This window comes from Sporosarcina sp. P25, from assembly GCF_002743235.1.
Lineage (GTDB): Bacteria > Bacillota > Bacilli > Bacillales_A > Planococcaceae > Sporosarcina > Sporosarcina ureae_B.
Map to the genome: position 1 here is coordinate 1 of NZ_PDYV01000009.1, position 16185 is coordinate 16185.

Below are 16185 nucleotides of genomic sequence, written 5' to 3' on the forward strand. Positions count from 1 at the left end.
TATATGACGTACTATAACCATTATCGCGGGCAGTGGAACTTGAAAAAGCTGCCGCCTGCAGAATACAGACGACAGCTTCAACAAGCAGCTTAGGCTTTTTTTATAATTGTCCTTTACAAAGGGTACATTTTAAAATAGGGCTGGGGATTTTTTTGTTCGCTCTAGTAGTGTTTTTCTAGAACTTCTCACAAAAGCATCCGCAAATACTTTTCAAAATTCACTCCCGCCTCTAACGGTGTATCGTCTAACGCAGTATCTTCTATAGCGGCGAGCAAAAATTCTTTCGCAAGCGAAATCGACTGTTCCATGTCCATACCACGAAGTCGGCTGCCCATCAGTACCGATGCGAATAAATCACCAGTGCCTGAATAGCTTTTATTATTGTACGGCACTGTGGTGAAAAGAGTGTCCGTGTCGTTAATATACATATTGCCGATCGTAAATTGTCGGCTAGGTGGTTGAATGCCTGTAATGATAATTTCAGCGCCAGTTGCTTGTTGAAGCTGCTTACCCGCATCCTCTACAATCTTCAGGTAATCTTGTTCATCGACGCAGCGGTGCAATGCGTCATAACTATAACCGGTCAGCAAACAACATTCCGTAATGTTCGGCGTAATAATATCCGCTCGCGCAACGAGAACCTTCATTTGTTCAAGAAGTTCTTCGTCAAAATTATCATACGCTTTTCCATTGTCACCGAGTACCGGATCCACGAGTAATAGCGTTCGATCAGTATAAAAACTCTCGAGAAATGTAAGGATATGATGAATTTGCTCTTTGCCCGTAATATAACCGGTATGAATGCCGTCAAACGTGACATGGAGCTTCTCCCACTCCTTTGTATAGAGCGGCATGGCACTCGTCAAATCATTGCAGTAATAGCTCGGATATTCTGTTTGTGCAGTCAACATCGCAGTCGGCAGTGGACATGCCTGCACACCCATCACAGAAAGCACAGGAATCGCGGCAGTGAGTGAGCATTTACCGAATGAAGACAAATCTTGAATAATTGCAACTTTTTTCATGGGAAATCCTCCGTAAATCGCTATGTATTATTCGTATCATAGCATAAACAATGTAGTGAATTGTTGTGTGAGAACTAGTAACGACTAGTACATTACCTATCATTATGTTGAAAAAAGAGAACTATTCATCACATAACTTTTTTATATTATAGGTTACAATACCCAGTATGGAGGGTATACATATGATCAACCGAACGTTTCCAATCGTAGAGGTTACTAAAAAAAGAAAGAATATCTTCTATGTATTGAATAAAAAGATTATGTGAATATAAAATTAAACGTTCACTTTTTTATGGTATCATGGTTTAATAGTAAATAACTTACTAGTTAGAAAGTGAGGAGAGAGAGTCAAAGAATCAATAGGTACTTCAATTAAATGGTGAATTCTTTATGAGATGATTTCTGATAAAAGGGGGGCGATTTAATAAAAGAATTAATCTACCGCTCCAATCAACATAAATTGTAAGCGGTTTCAAAATTAAGGGAAACAGGAATTAGTCTCTAAACAAATCCATAAAACCACTTGAGAAACAGAAAGCACTTTTATTAACTGAAAATTCCATGAAAAAAGGGAGATGGGGAATATGAAAAAAATCAAAATGATGATCCTACTACTAGCTGCATCTGTGCTAGTACTTGCTGCTTGTGGTAATGAAGACGAAAAGACGTCAGAAAATACTGGCGATCAAGGCTATAAACTAGTCAATGAAGGAAAATTCACATTTGCTGCAAGTGGAGTGTACAAACCGTTTAGTTTTGAAGAAGACGGTAAACTTACAGGCTTTGATATAGAAATTGGAAATGCGCTTGCAGAGAAAATGGGACTTGAAGCGAATCCAGTGACCAATCCATTTGAAACGATTTTACAAGGATTAGTTGGGAATAAGTTTGACGCAATTATTGGTTCTATGGCTTATACAAAAGAACGGGCAAAACAAGCGGACTTCACTGAGCCTTATTATTATTCAGGAGGGATGATTTTCGTTGCCAAGGATAACGACGAAATTACATCTCCCGAAGACTTAGATGGAAAGAAAATTGGAGTAGTAGCCCAGTCCACATATGAAGAGCCAGCTAAAGAATTATCGGATGATATCCAGTATTACAGCAGTGATGTAGTTGCATTAAAAGATTTAACAGTGAAAGGTCGCTTAGATGCAGTTATTACAGCGGACATCGTTGGATATGAAGCGATCGACAACGGATTTGAAGTCAAAGAGGTCGACAAGCCGATGTGGGTAGAACAACCTTCCATCGCTGTGAATAAAGAAAATCCAGAATTAACAAAAGCGCTGGATCAAGCATTACAAGAAATGATTGACGATGGGACGTATGAGAAAATCTCAGATAAATGGTTCGGTCGCAACTTACTTGATATTGATTTAGAAGGCGTGGAATTATTGGAATAAAACAAATCTCCACTTATTTTTTAGAAAGTTGGTGTGCCGGTGCCTGAGTTTTTACTAACATTTTATGACGTATTCCAAAATACGTACAAAGGATTTTTACAAGCAGGTCTACTAACAATCGAAATCACGGCCATTGCAATCGTAATCGGAACGGTGTTAGGTGTCATCTTCGCACTGATGAAGATTTCAAACTCAAAAGTATTGCAGATGATTGCCAATATTTATATTACGCTAATTCGAGGAACGCCGTTAATTGTTCAGATTATGTTTCTATACTTCGGTATCACATCGATCATCGTGTTAGATAACTTCTGGGCAGGTGCTATTGCATTAGGAGTCCATAACGGTGCATACATTGCGGAAATTTTCCGTGGATCTATTCAAGGAATTGACAAAGGACAACGTGAGGCAAGTCTTGCACTGGGTATGAATAGTTCATTGACGATGAGAAGAATCGTATTCCCGCAAGCTTTACGCCGTGCGATTCCACCGCTCGGCAATCAATTTATCATCACATTGAAAGATTCATCTTTAGTCTATGTGATTGGTGTATCTGAATTATTTGGTTTGGCCAATCGAGTGGCTGCGTCTAATTTCAAACAATTTGAAACGTTTCTCGTAGTCGGTCTTTATTATCTACTTCTCGTTCTGATTTTCAGCGCTCTATTAAAATGGTATGAGAACAAATTGGATGTGGATAAATAATGGGGGCGAATACGATGATTAAAGCAGAAAATATTCATAAGTCATTTGGAGAGTTAAAAGTGTTAAAAGGGATCGATATGGAAGTGCGCCGTGGAGAAGTAGTCGTTCTCATAGGAGTCAGTGGATCAGGAAAAAGTACCTTTTTACGGTGTTTAAACTTTTTGGAATTGGCGAATGAAGGCGTAATTACAATTGATGGAAAGCAAGTTAATCAGAAGAAAGATAACTTAGCCAAGATCCGAGCGGAAGTGGGAATGGTATTTCAACACTTTAATTTATTCCCACACAAAACCGTATTGGAGAATGTAATGGAAGCGCCTTTGATGGTCAAAAAAATGGACAAAGTACAAGTGAAGAAAATGGCACATGAAATATTAAAAAAGGTAGGGCTATCCGAAAAAGCAGATGTCTATCCGAATAAATTATCTGGTGGTCAAAAACAACGTGTTGCGATCGCTCGAGCGCTTGCTATGGAACCGAAAGTACTATTATTCGACGAACCGACTTCTGCTTTAGACCCCGAACTTGTCGGGGAAGTGCTGCAAGTCATGCAAAACTTAGCGGAGGAAGGAATGACGATGATCGTCGTTACACACGAAATGAAGTTCGCGAAGAACGTTGCAGACCGAGTGATTATGCTAGACGAAGGAGTCATCATCGAGGATTCCGATCCCGATACGTTTTTTAATCGCTCGACAAATGAACGGACACTGCAATTTCTAGAAATGGTAGACGTGTAAGAACAGTTAAAAATCTTAATTCTGAGTTCACAAGAGGTACTAGGTCCCCGAACATGTTTGAAGTGTTCAACGTCCTGGTGCCTCTTTTTTAGATTCGATAGCTTTTCTGCTCTCGTCAAGTTTGTACGTATGAGATTTCCCGGGAAACGTGGAAACTTTCAAAATACGTATACAACCTACTAGTCGGCTCACTGATCATAGGAAGGATACCGATTTCCAACCGAAGTATAGGTGTTTATTTTTCCTAGTTGTGGTCATACTGTCAGTAGATAATGGAAAGCACTTTGTCGAGGAGGAATATTGTGGACAAGAAACAACATAAACAGAAGAAAGCTCAAATGGAAGAGCGCGAAACACTTACGACACGCCAAGGGCACCCTGTGCATGATAATCAAAATATCAAGACCATTGGCGACCGTGGCCCTGCTACGCTTGAGAATTATCACTACATTGAAAAAATCTCTCACTTTGATCGTGAGGAAATACCTGAACGAGTGGTCCATGCACGAGGATCGGGTGCGTTTGGTTATTTTGAAACATACGGGAAAGTTGGTAATGAGCCAGTTGAAAAGTACACGCGTGCTAAAGTCTTTTCGGGTGCTGGAAAAAGAACACCTCTTGTCGTGCGCTTTTCTACTGTAGCAGGAGGTAAAGATTCGCCTGAAACTGCACGAGATCCTCGAGGATTTGCGGTTAAGATGTATACAGAAGATAGCAACTGGGATTTAGTGGGGAATAATTTGAAAATATTTTTCATTCGAGATGCGATGAAGTTTCCAGATATGATTCATGCATTTAAAGCCGATCCTGCTTCCAATATTCCGCATCCACAACGCATGTTTGATTTTGTCTCCCGATCGCCAGAATCCATTCATATGATTACGTTTTTGTTCTCGCCATGGGGAATTCCTGCAACGTATCGTCACATGCAAGGCTCTGGTGTGAATACATACAAGTGGGTCAACGACAAGGGAGAATCGGTTTTAGTAAAGTATCATTGGGAGCCGAAGCAAGGCATACGTAATTTAACTCAAGAAGATGCTGATGCCATTCAGGCAAAAAACGTTGCACATGCGACGCAAGATTTATCCGAAGCTATCGAACGTAGAGAATATCCTGAGTGGGAGCTATTTGTGCAAATTATGGAAGACGGATACCATCCGGAATTGGATTTTGATCCGCTTGATAATACAAAGCTTTGGCCGGAAGAACAGTTTCCTTGGCTAGCTGTAGGTAAAATGGTATTGGATCGTAACCCTGAGGATTTCCATATGGACATTGAGCAAGCGGCTTTCGGAACTGGCGTACTCGTAGATGGAATGGATTTTTCCGATGACAAAATGCTTCAAGGCCGTACATTCTCATATTCTGATACGCAACGTTACCGTATCGGCACGAATTATCTCCAGTTACCTGTAAATGCACCAAAAAAAGAAGTGCGGACAAATCAGCAACGTGGTCAAATGGATCATCGCGCCGCCTGCGAGTCAGGAGAAAATCCACATATCAATTATGAACCATCCATGCTCGGTGGATTTCAGGAAGCAAAAAGGGAAAACTGGCTTCCACATAGACCTACGTACAATGCAGCAGCGATGAGCGCGCCGATTGACCGACCGAATAATTATGGACAGGCAGGCGAGACGTTCCGCCAGTTTGAGAAGTGGGAACGAGAGGAATTAATCAAAAACCTTTCAGAAGCGCTAGCAGTGTGTGATGTACGCATACAAAAAGCGATGATCGAACACTTTACGCTAGCGGATTTTGAATACGGGCGTCTTGTACAAGCGGGTATTGAACAGAAAATGAAAGAACTAACAGGAGTGGCGGCAGAACCTAACGTCCCGGGTCGTGAAGCAGGTCAATCGAAATTCGGACACGGTACGCCTGACTCTAAACAGGCTGTGAAAGATGCGGTGGAAAAAGGTCGTGAAGCAGAGCCTTATTGATGAAAAGGTAAAGTCCTTTTATTCAAATCAAAATGTATTGTGAATGAAGACTGAATAGCATCTGTATAGGAAGTAAATGAGGTTATGCAAGCACCTACATTTATGTCTTATATAGATGTTTTTTCAATTTCATTTTTTATTTTGACGGTTTTATGTTGATTTCAACAAAGTAAATAACAGAGTAGTTAGAAAATTCGGCGGAGAAATGATATACTTTATTTTAAGAAGTGTCTAGAAGAGATTGCGCCACATGATCAACTTGTGCAAGAGATGAAAGAGGAAGTAGGTTAGAATACTAGTTTTCATGATCAAAACATCAGTGACAACCCGCTAAAAAGATTGGGAGGTGAAGTTGTGAATAAGTCCTTTTGGATTCCGTTACTAGTTTCATTTGGAACGATGATATTCCTATATGTAATAGGCTTTATAGCGAATATAGATATTCTTAAATTCACTATTTCACTTTCGCATACTGAAATTTCACTAGTACCGATTGGCGTTGGCATAGTAATGGGGTTTGTTAGTGAACGTATTATCAAATCGAAATCACATACCAATTAGTCTTATAATCTAGCCTCGAACGTAGAGTAGTAGTTAATTATTGAAATATGTAGTGGCTACCCGTTGTACAAGAAACGAAGTAAGGGAAATAATATAATGTGTAAAAAAGGGAGCACAGTGCATGAATAATTCTCACGTAGATGAAATCAATAGTCTTTACCGAAGACTAATAGACGCATGGAACAATCGTGATGCAAAAGGAATGGCTGAACTATTTACAGAACAAGGAACTCAAATTGGTTTTGATGGCAGTAAAATGGTTGGACGACAGGAAATTTTATCGCATCTCGCATCTATCTTTGAAAAACATCCCACTGCACCTTTTGTAACGAAAGTGAAAGAAGTTCGTGCAATAGGAACTGATACCGCAATAGTACAAGCGATTGCTGGGATGATTCCACCAGGGAAAACAGATATTGAGCCCACAGTAAACGCCCTTCAAACTCTCGTCACAGTTAACAAAGACGGCAATTGGAAAGTTGAGCTCTTCCAAAATACACCTGCTCAATTTCATGGCAGACCGGAACTAGTTGAGCAAATGACAGATGAGTTAAGGCAATTAATTAAATAACGATAGTGTCATAACCGCATCATGTAATTTGGCTATGAAGTGGAGAAACTTCACTTCGCCCTAAACATATAAAAGCTTTCTCGTAAAATAAAGGAACCGGGAGATTTACATTTCCTATTCACGGTTCCACTGATGGCTAATCATTATTTTTCTCTACATATTCTTTGAGCGCGAGCAGGTTTTTGTCCCAATATCGTTCAAAGAAACTAAGCCAGCCCTTTAGTTCAATCAGTGGTTCGGAATCAAGCATATAGCGGGTTTCACGTCCGACTTTCTGACGTTTGACAAGGCCCGCGTTGAAAAGAATATGAAGATGCTTATTTATTGCTGTACGGCTTATCGGGTAGAACTCTACAATATCAGTGATGGATAATTCTTTTTCGGCAAGCAATTTTAACAGACTACGACGAGTTGGATCAGAAATCGCTTGGAATACATCTGGCTTAGATGGATTCACCACATGTAAGCCTTTAGAGTAGCCGGAAGTTTCTCTTTTACGGTACGTTCCCAACCACTCTCCATAAATCCACGAACGACTGTGTGAGGTTGTTCAAATTCAGTTACTTTATTTGCATCCCAGCCAGAATGAGTTAATGTAAGCTCTGTTTCCTCATCGCTTAATTTTTTCAATTCAATTAAAATATGCCAATCTTTACCCCAATTAAAGCCTAAACGGGTAGGTGGTTGAAGTTCAGTTACTTTACAAGGAGAGTCTCCGAATTGCTCTGTATGAAGTACAAATTCATGTCCTATAATTGGTTTAAGTGAATTGGGCATCCACCACGCTGCCATGCCCTCTGATGTAGAAACAGCCTCCCATACTTTTTCTAGCGGCGCATTAAGTACAACGGTTTTACGGATTTCTTCTAATTTCTCTTGTGAATTCATCATACATACCTCCGATTCATTTAACACTTTAAGGTGTTATGTATTATTATAACACCTAAAAGTGTTAGGTAAACTGTTTTTCATCGAACTAAATTAGGTTTTGATTATAATTAAATAATAAGCCACCAGTAAGCGTCTACTAGAAGGTGATTGACCAAAAAAGGCGAATGAGTAAAGAAAGGAGGCGAATAGTCATGCAAAATGGACAAGCTCAACCGAACAAGAATGCTGGGAAGAAAGAGTATATTGAAACACCTGTTAAAACGATTTTTAATAAATTTGCCAACCAAAAAGACGTGTCCTTCATATACGGGGAACCGATCGAACTTGGTTTGCAAAAGGTAGTCCCTGTGGCGAAAGTTAAATATGCAGTAGGTGGGGGTGGTGACGGTAGTGGAGGGGAAGGTGGAGGCGGTGCTTTTACTATTAAACCCATTGGCGTATATGTCATCACACCAGACCATGTGAAGTTTGAGTCTACTCTGGATAGGAAGAAATTAACCGCGTTAACTGTGGTTGTTGGTGGCGTTTTAGGATTATGGGCGCTTTGCAAGGGAAAATGAACGATGTTCGAAAAACTTAGAGCTTTTCAATTCATTACAGAAAGCTACTTTATGAAATCAGAACTTTTAGAGCGTATCTTCTAGGTAACTTACTAACCTAGAAGACACGCTCTTTTTATTCCACACCATATTGACTTTGGAAAGAGGAGCTGTCTCATTTCAGGCTTGTACTTTTCCACGAACAGCAAAATCTAACGCTTTTTCCACAAATTAAATCTCTTGCGCTTCTTCACTTTCCTTTTTTCAATCGGAACGCTCGGTTTAGGAGCGGGGTTGTATGATTCTACATAGAGACCTGAATAGGATTTATACCATTTGAAAATATGCTCGACAATGACTTTGATGACAGCATACGCCGGAATCCCTAAAATGACACCTGGCACACCGAATAATTTTCCGGCCGTCAGCAACACGATAATAATCGTCACAGGATGTATTTTCAAATTACTACCCAAAATCAATGGTTGGATCAGTCTGCCTTCAAGTGCTTGTTCCACTGCGAACACAATAATGACTTTAACTAACATGAAAGGTGAAGAAACTAACGCGATGATGACAATCGGAATAATCGCAAGGAATGACCCTAAATAAGGAACCAAGTTGAGTACACCTGCTAATATGGCGAGTAAAACGGCATATTCCAGTCCTGCAATCGCCAACCCAATCCAGAACATCAATCCTACAAAAAATGCGACTAATAATTGTCCACGGATATATTGGCTAATTTGCATATTGATTTCTTTCAATACTTTATACGTGTTGGCGCGCATCTTCGTCGGTAGAAGTTTCATTGTATGATACGGTAAATCACGGCCGTCTTTCAATAAAAAGAATAAAAGAACTGGCATAGTCAGCAACGCGATGACTACATTGGTAACCGTTCCGAGTACGCTACCAATCCCTGAGAAAGCAGAGTCTATGAAGCCATTCGTTTGCTCTGTTATCGACTTGATGATACTTTGATCCATATCGTCCAACTTTCCTTGCAGTTGAGAAAATATAGTACTACTCAACAAGCTATCAAATTGCGCTAATAATCTCGTCCAATATCCTGGCCAGTTTTGAATAAGGCTTGTAGCTTGTTCGCGTATAATCGGAATCAGTATGATAATACCCCACGCGACTAAACCACTAATGACCACGAAGACGAGTGCAATCCCCCAAACACGCTTGATCTTCTTTCTTTCCATCATATCGATTAATGGATTTAATAAGTAAAAGAGAATCCCTGCCATGATGATAGGTAAGGCCACTACGCCGAGAAACTCTTTAACAAAATGAAACATATACATAACTTTTGAAAAAACTAGGAAGTTCAATAAAATTAATAGTGAAATCAATAAGATAGCGACTACTTTATTATCCAAAAACCAGTTTCGGAACCAGGTAGTCATCGTTCGGATTTTATCATTTTCCATATCCTGCACCTCTTCTCTAGATATAAACGATTCTTTACAGTCTCATGCAGGTGAATAAGAGAAATCAAGTCACCACGGATTTGTATCCATAGCTCATGTCTTTTGATGTTCTAATAATGAAAGAATATCAACTTTTCTCACGGTATCTACCTCCAGTAGAAGCTATCTCGTGCTGTAATGTAAGTGTATCATTATCACTAGAACTAGGTAAATTTTTTCGTAATGAAATCACAAAATTATGGATGGTATCAATTCGCTTTCTATAATTAAATCGATAGCTCTATAGTTAATAAAAATGGTAAACTAAGGAGAGTATACTGTACCTAAAATTGATAGAAAACTATACGGGAAAAATGAACTGGGAAGGTGATTCCGATGAAATCAAAGCCGATTTATGTAGAGATTCCCATACATGCTCCGCTACAGCGAGTGTGGGATGCTTCCCAAGATCCAGAGTTACATGCGCAATGGGACTTACGCTTTTCTTCTATTTACTATGTACCTAAGGAAGAAGACCAACCGCAACGGTTTACCTATACAAGAACGGTGGGTCCGTTCATCACAGTAGAAGGATGGGGTGAGAGTAGTGGAACCGCACATTTGGACAGCGGGTCGCGCAGTTCATCGTTACACTTCGGCACGAATCAAAAAATCTCACCGATACGTGAAGGACGCGGTTATTGGAAGTACGAGCCAATGGAAGAGGGAACGAAATTTTTGACGCAATATGATTATCAAACGAATTTTGGCAAAGTGGGACAACTAATGGATACGGTGTTTCGACCGTTAATGGGCTATGCGACTGCAGTAAGTTTTGATGTGCTGAAACGATGGCTCGAGCGGGGAGAAACTCCAATTTCGCAATATCGACGCTATTTCACGATGCAACTTCTGACAGTATTCTTTGCTTTCCTATGGATATATCAAGGGCTTGTCCCTAAACTCCTTGCGATGCATCCGCAGGAAAAAGCGATGGTGGCGAGCGGTCTGTCGCTTTCGGATGCATTAGCTACAAATGCTGTGTATGTGATCGGCTTGGCTGAAGTAGTATTTGGTGTGGTTTGGTTGCTTTATCGCAATAAACGGCATCTTTTGTTGTTGCAGCTACTCGCTTTTCCATTATTGACTATTGCAGCCTTCATAGCAGCTCCAGAAACTGCTGTTCATCCATTTAATCCGATTACGTTCAATGTAGCGTTAATCGTGCTGACAAGTATTGGTTTTCTTCTGAGCAAGGATGTGCCGACAGCGGCGTCTTGTAAAAGAAAGAGGTGACATGTACCGTGTCTATTTATAAGAAAGTATTAGCAGCAGATTTTTCTCGCCTTCATCCAATGCTTCAAAAAAGATATGCCTTTGAAGAACCGGTCTTTCGGGCATCAGGCATGATGAATCGTATAACAGGTGGTCCGAAATGGCTGTTCCCACTTTTCTTATGGGGCGCGAAACGAAAGTTTGTTTTTCCGGAAAGTGGAACGGCTATTTCGTTTACGATTGTTAATTCATCGTTTGTCTCTTTAGCAGGCAATGAAGAAATTCATTGGGAACGCAAATTTAGTTTTCCTAACAAGACACGCTATTTCAATGCTTTAATGAGTTTGGATGAAAAACAAATGGTCGTGAAAGATTATCTTGGTGAACCGCCGTTATTTTATTCTGATTTAGGATTTACTGTCGAGGAAGGTGGCGCATTAAAAATTGAATCATTGGATCAACGGTTGGTACTCGGCAAGATCGAGATTTCATTGCCGAAGTTTCTGCAAGGTTTGGCGACGGTTGTAGAGTCGTATGATGAACGGAGTGAAGTTTTTCGAATTACTGTCGATGTAAAGAACCCGTTAATAGGGACAGTATGTTCATACGAAGGAGAGTTTACCGAAGATGCGTAAATTTGTCGTGCTTCATGTGTTGTTGTTTCTACTGGCTATTGCTTTTAGTGATTCTCCGTGGCCGTATAGTATATTGATGGTTGCGCAACTTGTGTATATCCCTGTTTTGTTACGACTCCTCTGTACGGAGCGTGATTGGTTTTGGAAGTACTATCCGTATGTCGCAATACCTGCTTACACCGCAGTAGTGCTTGAACAGGTAGTTTCTACTAAATGGGATGGGTGGATTGCTTCATTCTATTTATTGTTTACGTTATATATAGCTCTCTACGGAGTGGTTCGGTTTCTGCGTCGCGGCTTTACGAATATAGAAGAGTTTGCGATGGATCTAGGACTTGTCTACTTAGCTATGGGGGGCGGCTGGTATTTCGCTTTTGTAGTAGGGCTGGATCTTGGATTTAGTCCGTTGCTTACATGGTTGACTGCTATCCATTTTCATTATTCAGCTTTCATATTACCCGTTTTCGTTGGATGGATCGGGCGTCTACACAGTTCGCGTGTGTATCAATGGGCCATAGTTGCATTGCTTGCGGCACCGATGATCGTGGCGGTGGGTATTACATTTTCACGATGGATTGAAATATTTTCCGTCTTGCTGTATATATTTGGTTTTGGTGTGATCATTCGAATCGTTTGGCAACTTCCATTTGCATGTCGTTTGCAGAAGTGGCTACTACGATTGGCGTTTAGTGCATTAGCTGTGACGATTTCGTTTTCCATGCTGTATGTACTGAGTACTGGTTTTGAAATCTTTTCCGTAACGATTGATTTCATGCTTCGTTTTCATGGTGTGTTAAATTGTATCATCTTTGCTTTATTCGGCATCATCGGCTGGTCGCTTCATGTACCACCAGCGCGTTTTATACCGCCGACGTTTCCGGTCAGCCAAATTCGCGGAAGACAAGTTGCGGATCAAATTGGTCAGATCGGTCGGCATCGCGGGCTATCCGATGACTTAACCGTTTATGGGCTTTCACCTGCAACGGTATCTCCAGCAATTATACGCTTCTATGAACAGACGATAGACTTCAAGCTGTATGCTTCCATTCGCTGGCATCGTTGGTTTAAGCCGTTTGCCTTTATGTATTCATTCCTCAGTAAACGCATACAGCAAATTAATTTGCCGCTGCATTCTGAAGAAGTCGAAATGACGGGTGCTATTTATACGGTGGACGAAAGTCTGGATGGTCGGGAGCAAGTGCGTGTATGGGAACGGAAAGTTGGTGAGCAAACGATTTTCACTGCTTTTTATTCGCAACATACAACCAATGAGCAGACGTATATGAATATTACGCTACCATTGCCTTATTCTACAATGACGGGAATTTTAGAGTTGCATGCTGTCAATGGCGGGTTACAATTGACCAGCAAACGGAGGAAAACCGCTTCAGACGCAGGAGTGTATTTTTCTTTTAATAGTAAAGGGTTATGTAGATTACCATTGGAAGAAACGTTCTTCATTGAGGAAATGGAAAACGGTACATTAAAAGCGACTCATCAAATGTGGATTTTTTCACTTCCTTTTTTGACGATTGATTATTCTATTGTGGAGCAATGATTTCTCGATACTTTATGGCACGTAATGAACCTATTTTCTTCAGGTAGGATATCCGTTGAATGCTTATGAATGACTACATGAAACGATCAACTTTGCGACGCAACAACTAGAAGAGGTTACGACAACCAAAAACTTGGATGACGTGTCTTCCGTTGTGATTACGACACTCTTTTGAAGAATGATTGAATGGAATGAAGAGGTAAGCGTCTCGAGTATACATGGACTTTCGGGTCCCGCTTTGCTAAGCTTCCGCGGTCTGTTGGAAGCTTACTTGGCTTTTACTTCAATAATTCTTTTATAGTTTCCAATCTAAGCAATCCAGTTCCGCCCAATACAAATACATATTTCATCCTACCTCACTCCTCGTACATAAACCTCTTTACTTTCTACCCAGTTGTAATAAAAGAATCCTTGGTACTGAATAGGAGAAAATGAAAAAAATGTTCTCTAATTCATTCATAGTTCATATCTTCTTGATTTAATGACAAAAGCTTATATGCAATGGATCACGTTTTCGTTCACTTCACTCTTTAAAAAAGCTCATCATGCTGAAGATACAGTGATCCAAAATGAGATCGTTTGCGTTAGCTATAAAATGATAATGAACTAGATGAGGAGGGGACACAATGAAAAAAGGTACATACAATCGTTTTTGGAGATGGCACTTTTTTGGTGCTTTGTTCATGGCTCCACTTCTGATTACACTCACGTTGAGCGGAATTGGGTACTTGTTTTACAATGATGTCGAAAAGGTTGCGTACAAGGATCTTTTCTTTGGGAACAGTGAAGAAACGTCCCAACTAACGATTGACGAAGGAATTTCTCTCGTGAAGCATGAGAATGAGGGATTTGAAGTTTCGAAGATTATGATTATGGACGAGCCGTATAACACGAGACTCACTCTAAAGTCCGATTCAGGCGAAGAGAAATACGTATTTTTAGATGAGCATAACGAAATAGTTGGCTCTCAAAATCCAAAGTATACGTACGCTAATATTATGAGAAATATTCATAGTTCGCTCTTTGTTGGCGGAACTGTCGTCAATTACTTAGTGGAATTAGCTGCATGCTGGGCAATCTTTTTATTGTTTTCCGGACTATATATGACATTCAAAAGTCGTGCGCTAAAGAAACCGAAGAAATCAACACGTCGACTCCAATTTAAACGGATTCATGCTTTAATTGGAACCATCATCACTATTCCCATGATCATTCTTATTTTCACGGGGCTTCCTTGGTCCGTATTCATGGGGAATTTCATCTATACTGCCTCTCAAGAACATCCTTCTATTGGAACGCCGTTGCTACAACAACAGCCACCTACTTCCGATATGAGTGAGATTCCTTGGGCAACTCGTAAAGAAGAAGCCCCTACATCCGAAAAACCAGACCCACACGCGAATCATGGTGGAAATGAGGACATGCCAGGAATGGATATGGTCCATAATGGGATTGCTGTTGAAGAATTGATGGAAAAAGTACAAGGTGAAAAGATTTCAAAACCGTATTCGATCGTCTATCCGTTTTCTGAAGATGGTGTGTTTACAGTATCGAAAGGAAGTAACACCGGTGTAACAGGGTTAGATGTAAATCCTGCTGAAGAAATGACTTCATATTTTGATCAATACAGCGGCAATTTGATTTCCAAAGTAGGCTACGGGGAGTATGGCATCTTAGCGAAATGGTTCACATGGGGAATTCCGTTGCACGAGGGTCATCTGTTTGGCTTACCAAATAAAATTATTAATTTAATCGTGTGTCTGGCATTTTTATTCCTAATTTTCTACGGGTTCAGGATGTGGTTGTTACGCAAGAGAAAAGGAAATATGTCGGCACCGCCTAAGACGACGAGTAAAATTTCGATAGGGTTTATTGTGTTGATGGTATTTTTAGGTGTCATCATGCCACTGTTCGGGATTTCATTGTTGGTCGTACTTGCGATTGAAGGGATTTTGTATTTGGTTCGTCGTGCGAAAGATGCTACGCGGACTGAGTAATAGTGAAAATAGAAGAAGCTACCTAGAAAGTCAGTGCGTTGACATTAGGTAGCTTTTTTATAAAATCTGTTTTATCACAGTCCCAGAACTGCTCATTTTTTTACCAGTCCACTAACTTTTATGAAACATGTACAATTTATTTTTACCTCCTGCCGTATGCTGATATAAATACAGCTACTAACAAAAAATGAAAAAATTTAAAAAAAATATACTCTATTCTAGGGAGTGTGAGGATACCCATGAACAAACGGGCGATGAAACGGATCTATCTACAGAACCTGGTAGATTTGAAAATTGATTTCTTTTTATGAGTAATAGTTGCGTTCAAATCTCTTCCATCAAGACCCAAGTCGCGCATACATCCTAGCCGAAGAAGAAGGAGAAAACCGAACTTGATACTCTTCACTCAATTCTTTCCGCACTTCTAACGTCAACCGTTCGCCCGTTTCATTATGTTCATCTTCCATTTGAATTCCATTAGGGTACAACACGTCTTGCTCCCAATGAATCCATTTCCCGTATTCTTGCATCCACTTATTAAGTTTCGCTTTCAATTCTTCTGAAATAGGAACGTCTTCCATATTAAAGTTACTGTAGCATTCATCACACCAGATGGCCTCTGCACCGACGTCGCCTTCTACCTTTATATAAAACGATTTGTTCTCTTCGCAAAAACATGATATCATCTTCATAACCTCCTACATATCTCTTGGTTTTCCTCTATCATATTGAAGAAATACCTAATGATTTTACCCCAAGTAGAATCTCTAAATCATTTAGATATTAGTGTAGCACTATCACCAGAACTTGGTAAATATCTCTAGCTAATTAAAATCCTAAATATATTCATGCTAGTAGACCACTCATTCATACTAATGATTCCAGTGAACTTCCCTAAGTCACTTGGAACGC

General features: G+C 40.1%; 17 protein-coding genes. 12 read left to right on the plus strand and 5 right to left on the minus strand.

The genetic code is table 11. The annotated features are described in order from the left end of the window. Positions 1–93, plus strand: a 93-nt coding sequence (locus CSV70_RS16925; RefSeq protein ID WP_369802589.1) for an IS3 family transposase, incomplete at its 5' end; no start/stop codon positions are given. 92 nt (positions 94–185) lie between these two features. Here the strand turns inward: CSV70_RS16925 and CSV70_RS09315 are convergent. Continuing rightward, a complete protein-coding gene (locus CSV70_RS09315) occupies positions 186–1025 on the minus strand; it encodes a pyridoxamine kinase (protein WP_085130606.1) in 840 nt (279 codons plus the stop codon). 593 nt (positions 1026–1618) lie between these two features. On the opposite strand from CSV70_RS09315, the gene CSV70_RS09320 reads away from it, so the two are divergent. The 6 genes from CSV70_RS09320 to CSV70_RS09345 all read left to right on the plus strand — a co-directional run bounded on the left by CSV70_RS09320 (position 1619) and on the right by CSV70_RS09345 (position 6960). Next, positions 1619–2434 carry a transporter substrate-binding domain-containing protein gene (locus CSV70_RS09320; RefSeq protein ID WP_369802588.1) on the plus strand — a complete coding sequence of 272 codons (816 nt, stop codon included), beginning with the start codon at positions 1619–1621 and terminating at the stop codon, positions 2432–2434. Positions 2435–2473: 39 nt separating this feature from the next. Beyond that, the gene (locus tag CSV70_RS09325; RefSeq protein ID WP_085130610.1) at positions 2474–3139 is read left to right on the plus strand and encodes an amino acid ABC transporter permease; all 666 of its coding nucleotides are present in this window, start codon (positions 2474–2476) and stop codon (positions 3137–3139) included. A 14-nt stretch (positions 3140–3153) separates the two neighbouring features. Further along, complete coding sequence (locus CSV70_RS09330; protein ID WP_085133513.1) at positions 3154–3879, plus strand: amino acid ABC transporter ATP-binding protein; 726 nt, start codon at positions 3154–3156, stop codon at positions 3877–3879. Positions 3880–4217: 338 nt separating this feature from the next. Then, positions 4218–5828, plus strand: a complete 1611-nt coding sequence (locus CSV70_RS09335; RefSeq protein ID WP_099661016.1) for a catalase — start codon at positions 4218–4220, stop codon at positions 5826–5828. Positions 5829–6182: 354 nt separating this feature from the next. Then, a complete protein-coding gene (locus CSV70_RS09340) occupies positions 6183–6389 on the plus strand; it encodes an ATPase (RefSeq protein WP_085130614.1) in 207 nt (68 codons plus the stop codon). A 121-nt stretch (positions 6390–6510) separates the two neighbouring features. Continuing rightward, complete coding sequence (locus CSV70_RS09345; RefSeq protein ID WP_099627626.1) at positions 6511–6960, plus strand: SgcJ/EcaC family oxidoreductase; 450 nt, start codon at positions 6511–6513, stop codon at positions 6958–6960. Positions 6961–7096: 136 nt separating this feature from the next. Here CSV70_RS09345 and CSV70_RS09350 read toward each other — a convergent pair whose 3' ends face one another. Next, positions 7097–7420, minus strand: coding sequence for an ArsR/SmtB family transcription factor (locus CSV70_RS09350; protein ID WP_099627625.1), 324 nt, complete (start codon positions 7418–7420; stop codon positions 7097–7099). Next, positions 7414–7848, minus strand: coding sequence for an SRPBCC family protein (locus CSV70_RS09355; RefSeq protein WP_099627624.1), 435 nt, complete (start codon positions 7846–7848; stop codon positions 7414–7416). Before CSV70_RS09355 ends, CSV70_RS09350 begins: the two co-directional genes overlap by 7 nt. 194 nt (positions 7849–8042) lie before the next feature. Here CSV70_RS09355 and CSV70_RS09360 point away from each other — a divergent pair, with 194 nt between their 5' ends. Beyond that, on the plus strand, positions 8043–8411 hold the full coding sequence (locus CSV70_RS09360; RefSeq protein WP_085130622.1) for a spore germination protein GerW family protein: 369 nt from the start codon (positions 8043–8045) through the stop codon (positions 8409–8411). Between the two features lie 191 nt (positions 8412–8602). On the opposite strand, the gene CSV70_RS09365 is transcribed toward CSV70_RS09360, so the two are convergent. Continuing rightward, on the minus strand, positions 8603–9829 hold the full coding sequence (locus CSV70_RS09365; RefSeq protein WP_099627623.1) for an AI-2E family transporter: 1227 nt from the start codon (positions 9827–9829) through the stop codon (positions 8603–8605). Between the two features lie 375 nt (positions 9830–10204). Between CSV70_RS09365 and CSV70_RS09370 the strand changes: the two genes are divergently transcribed. The 4 genes from CSV70_RS09370 (at position 10205) to CSV70_RS09385 (ending at position 15273) form a co-directional block, all read left to right on the plus strand. Continuing rightward, a complete protein-coding gene (locus CSV70_RS09370) occupies positions 10205–11104 on the plus strand; it encodes a DoxX-like family protein (RefSeq protein ID WP_099627622.1) in 900 nt (299 codons plus the stop codon). Between the two features lie 8 nt (positions 11105–11112). Then, positions 11113–11718, plus strand: a complete 606-nt coding sequence (locus CSV70_RS09375; RefSeq protein ID WP_233191793.1) for a DUF4166 domain-containing protein — start codon at positions 11113–11115, stop codon at positions 11716–11718. Further along, positions 11711–13276 carry a YndJ family protein gene (locus CSV70_RS09380; RefSeq protein WP_099627621.1) on the plus strand — a complete coding sequence of 522 codons (1566 nt, stop codon included), beginning with the start codon at positions 11711–11713 and terminating at the stop codon, positions 13274–13276. Before CSV70_RS09375 ends, CSV70_RS09380 begins: the two co-directional genes overlap by 8 nt. Before the next feature lie 626 nt (positions 13277–13902). Continuing rightward, complete coding sequence (locus CSV70_RS09385) at positions 13903–15273, plus strand: PepSY-associated TM helix domain-containing protein (RefSeq protein ID WP_099627620.1); 1371 nt, start codon at positions 13903–13905, stop codon at positions 15271–15273. A 338-nt stretch (positions 15274–15611) separates the two neighbouring features. On the opposite strand, the gene CSV70_RS09390 is transcribed toward CSV70_RS09385, so the two are convergent. Next, the gene (locus tag CSV70_RS09390; protein WP_233191794.1) at positions 15612–15959 is read right to left on the minus strand and encodes a hypothetical protein; all 348 of its coding nucleotides are present in this window, start codon (positions 15957–15959) and stop codon (positions 15612–15614) included. Between the last annotated feature and the right edge of the window lie 226 nt (positions 15960–16185).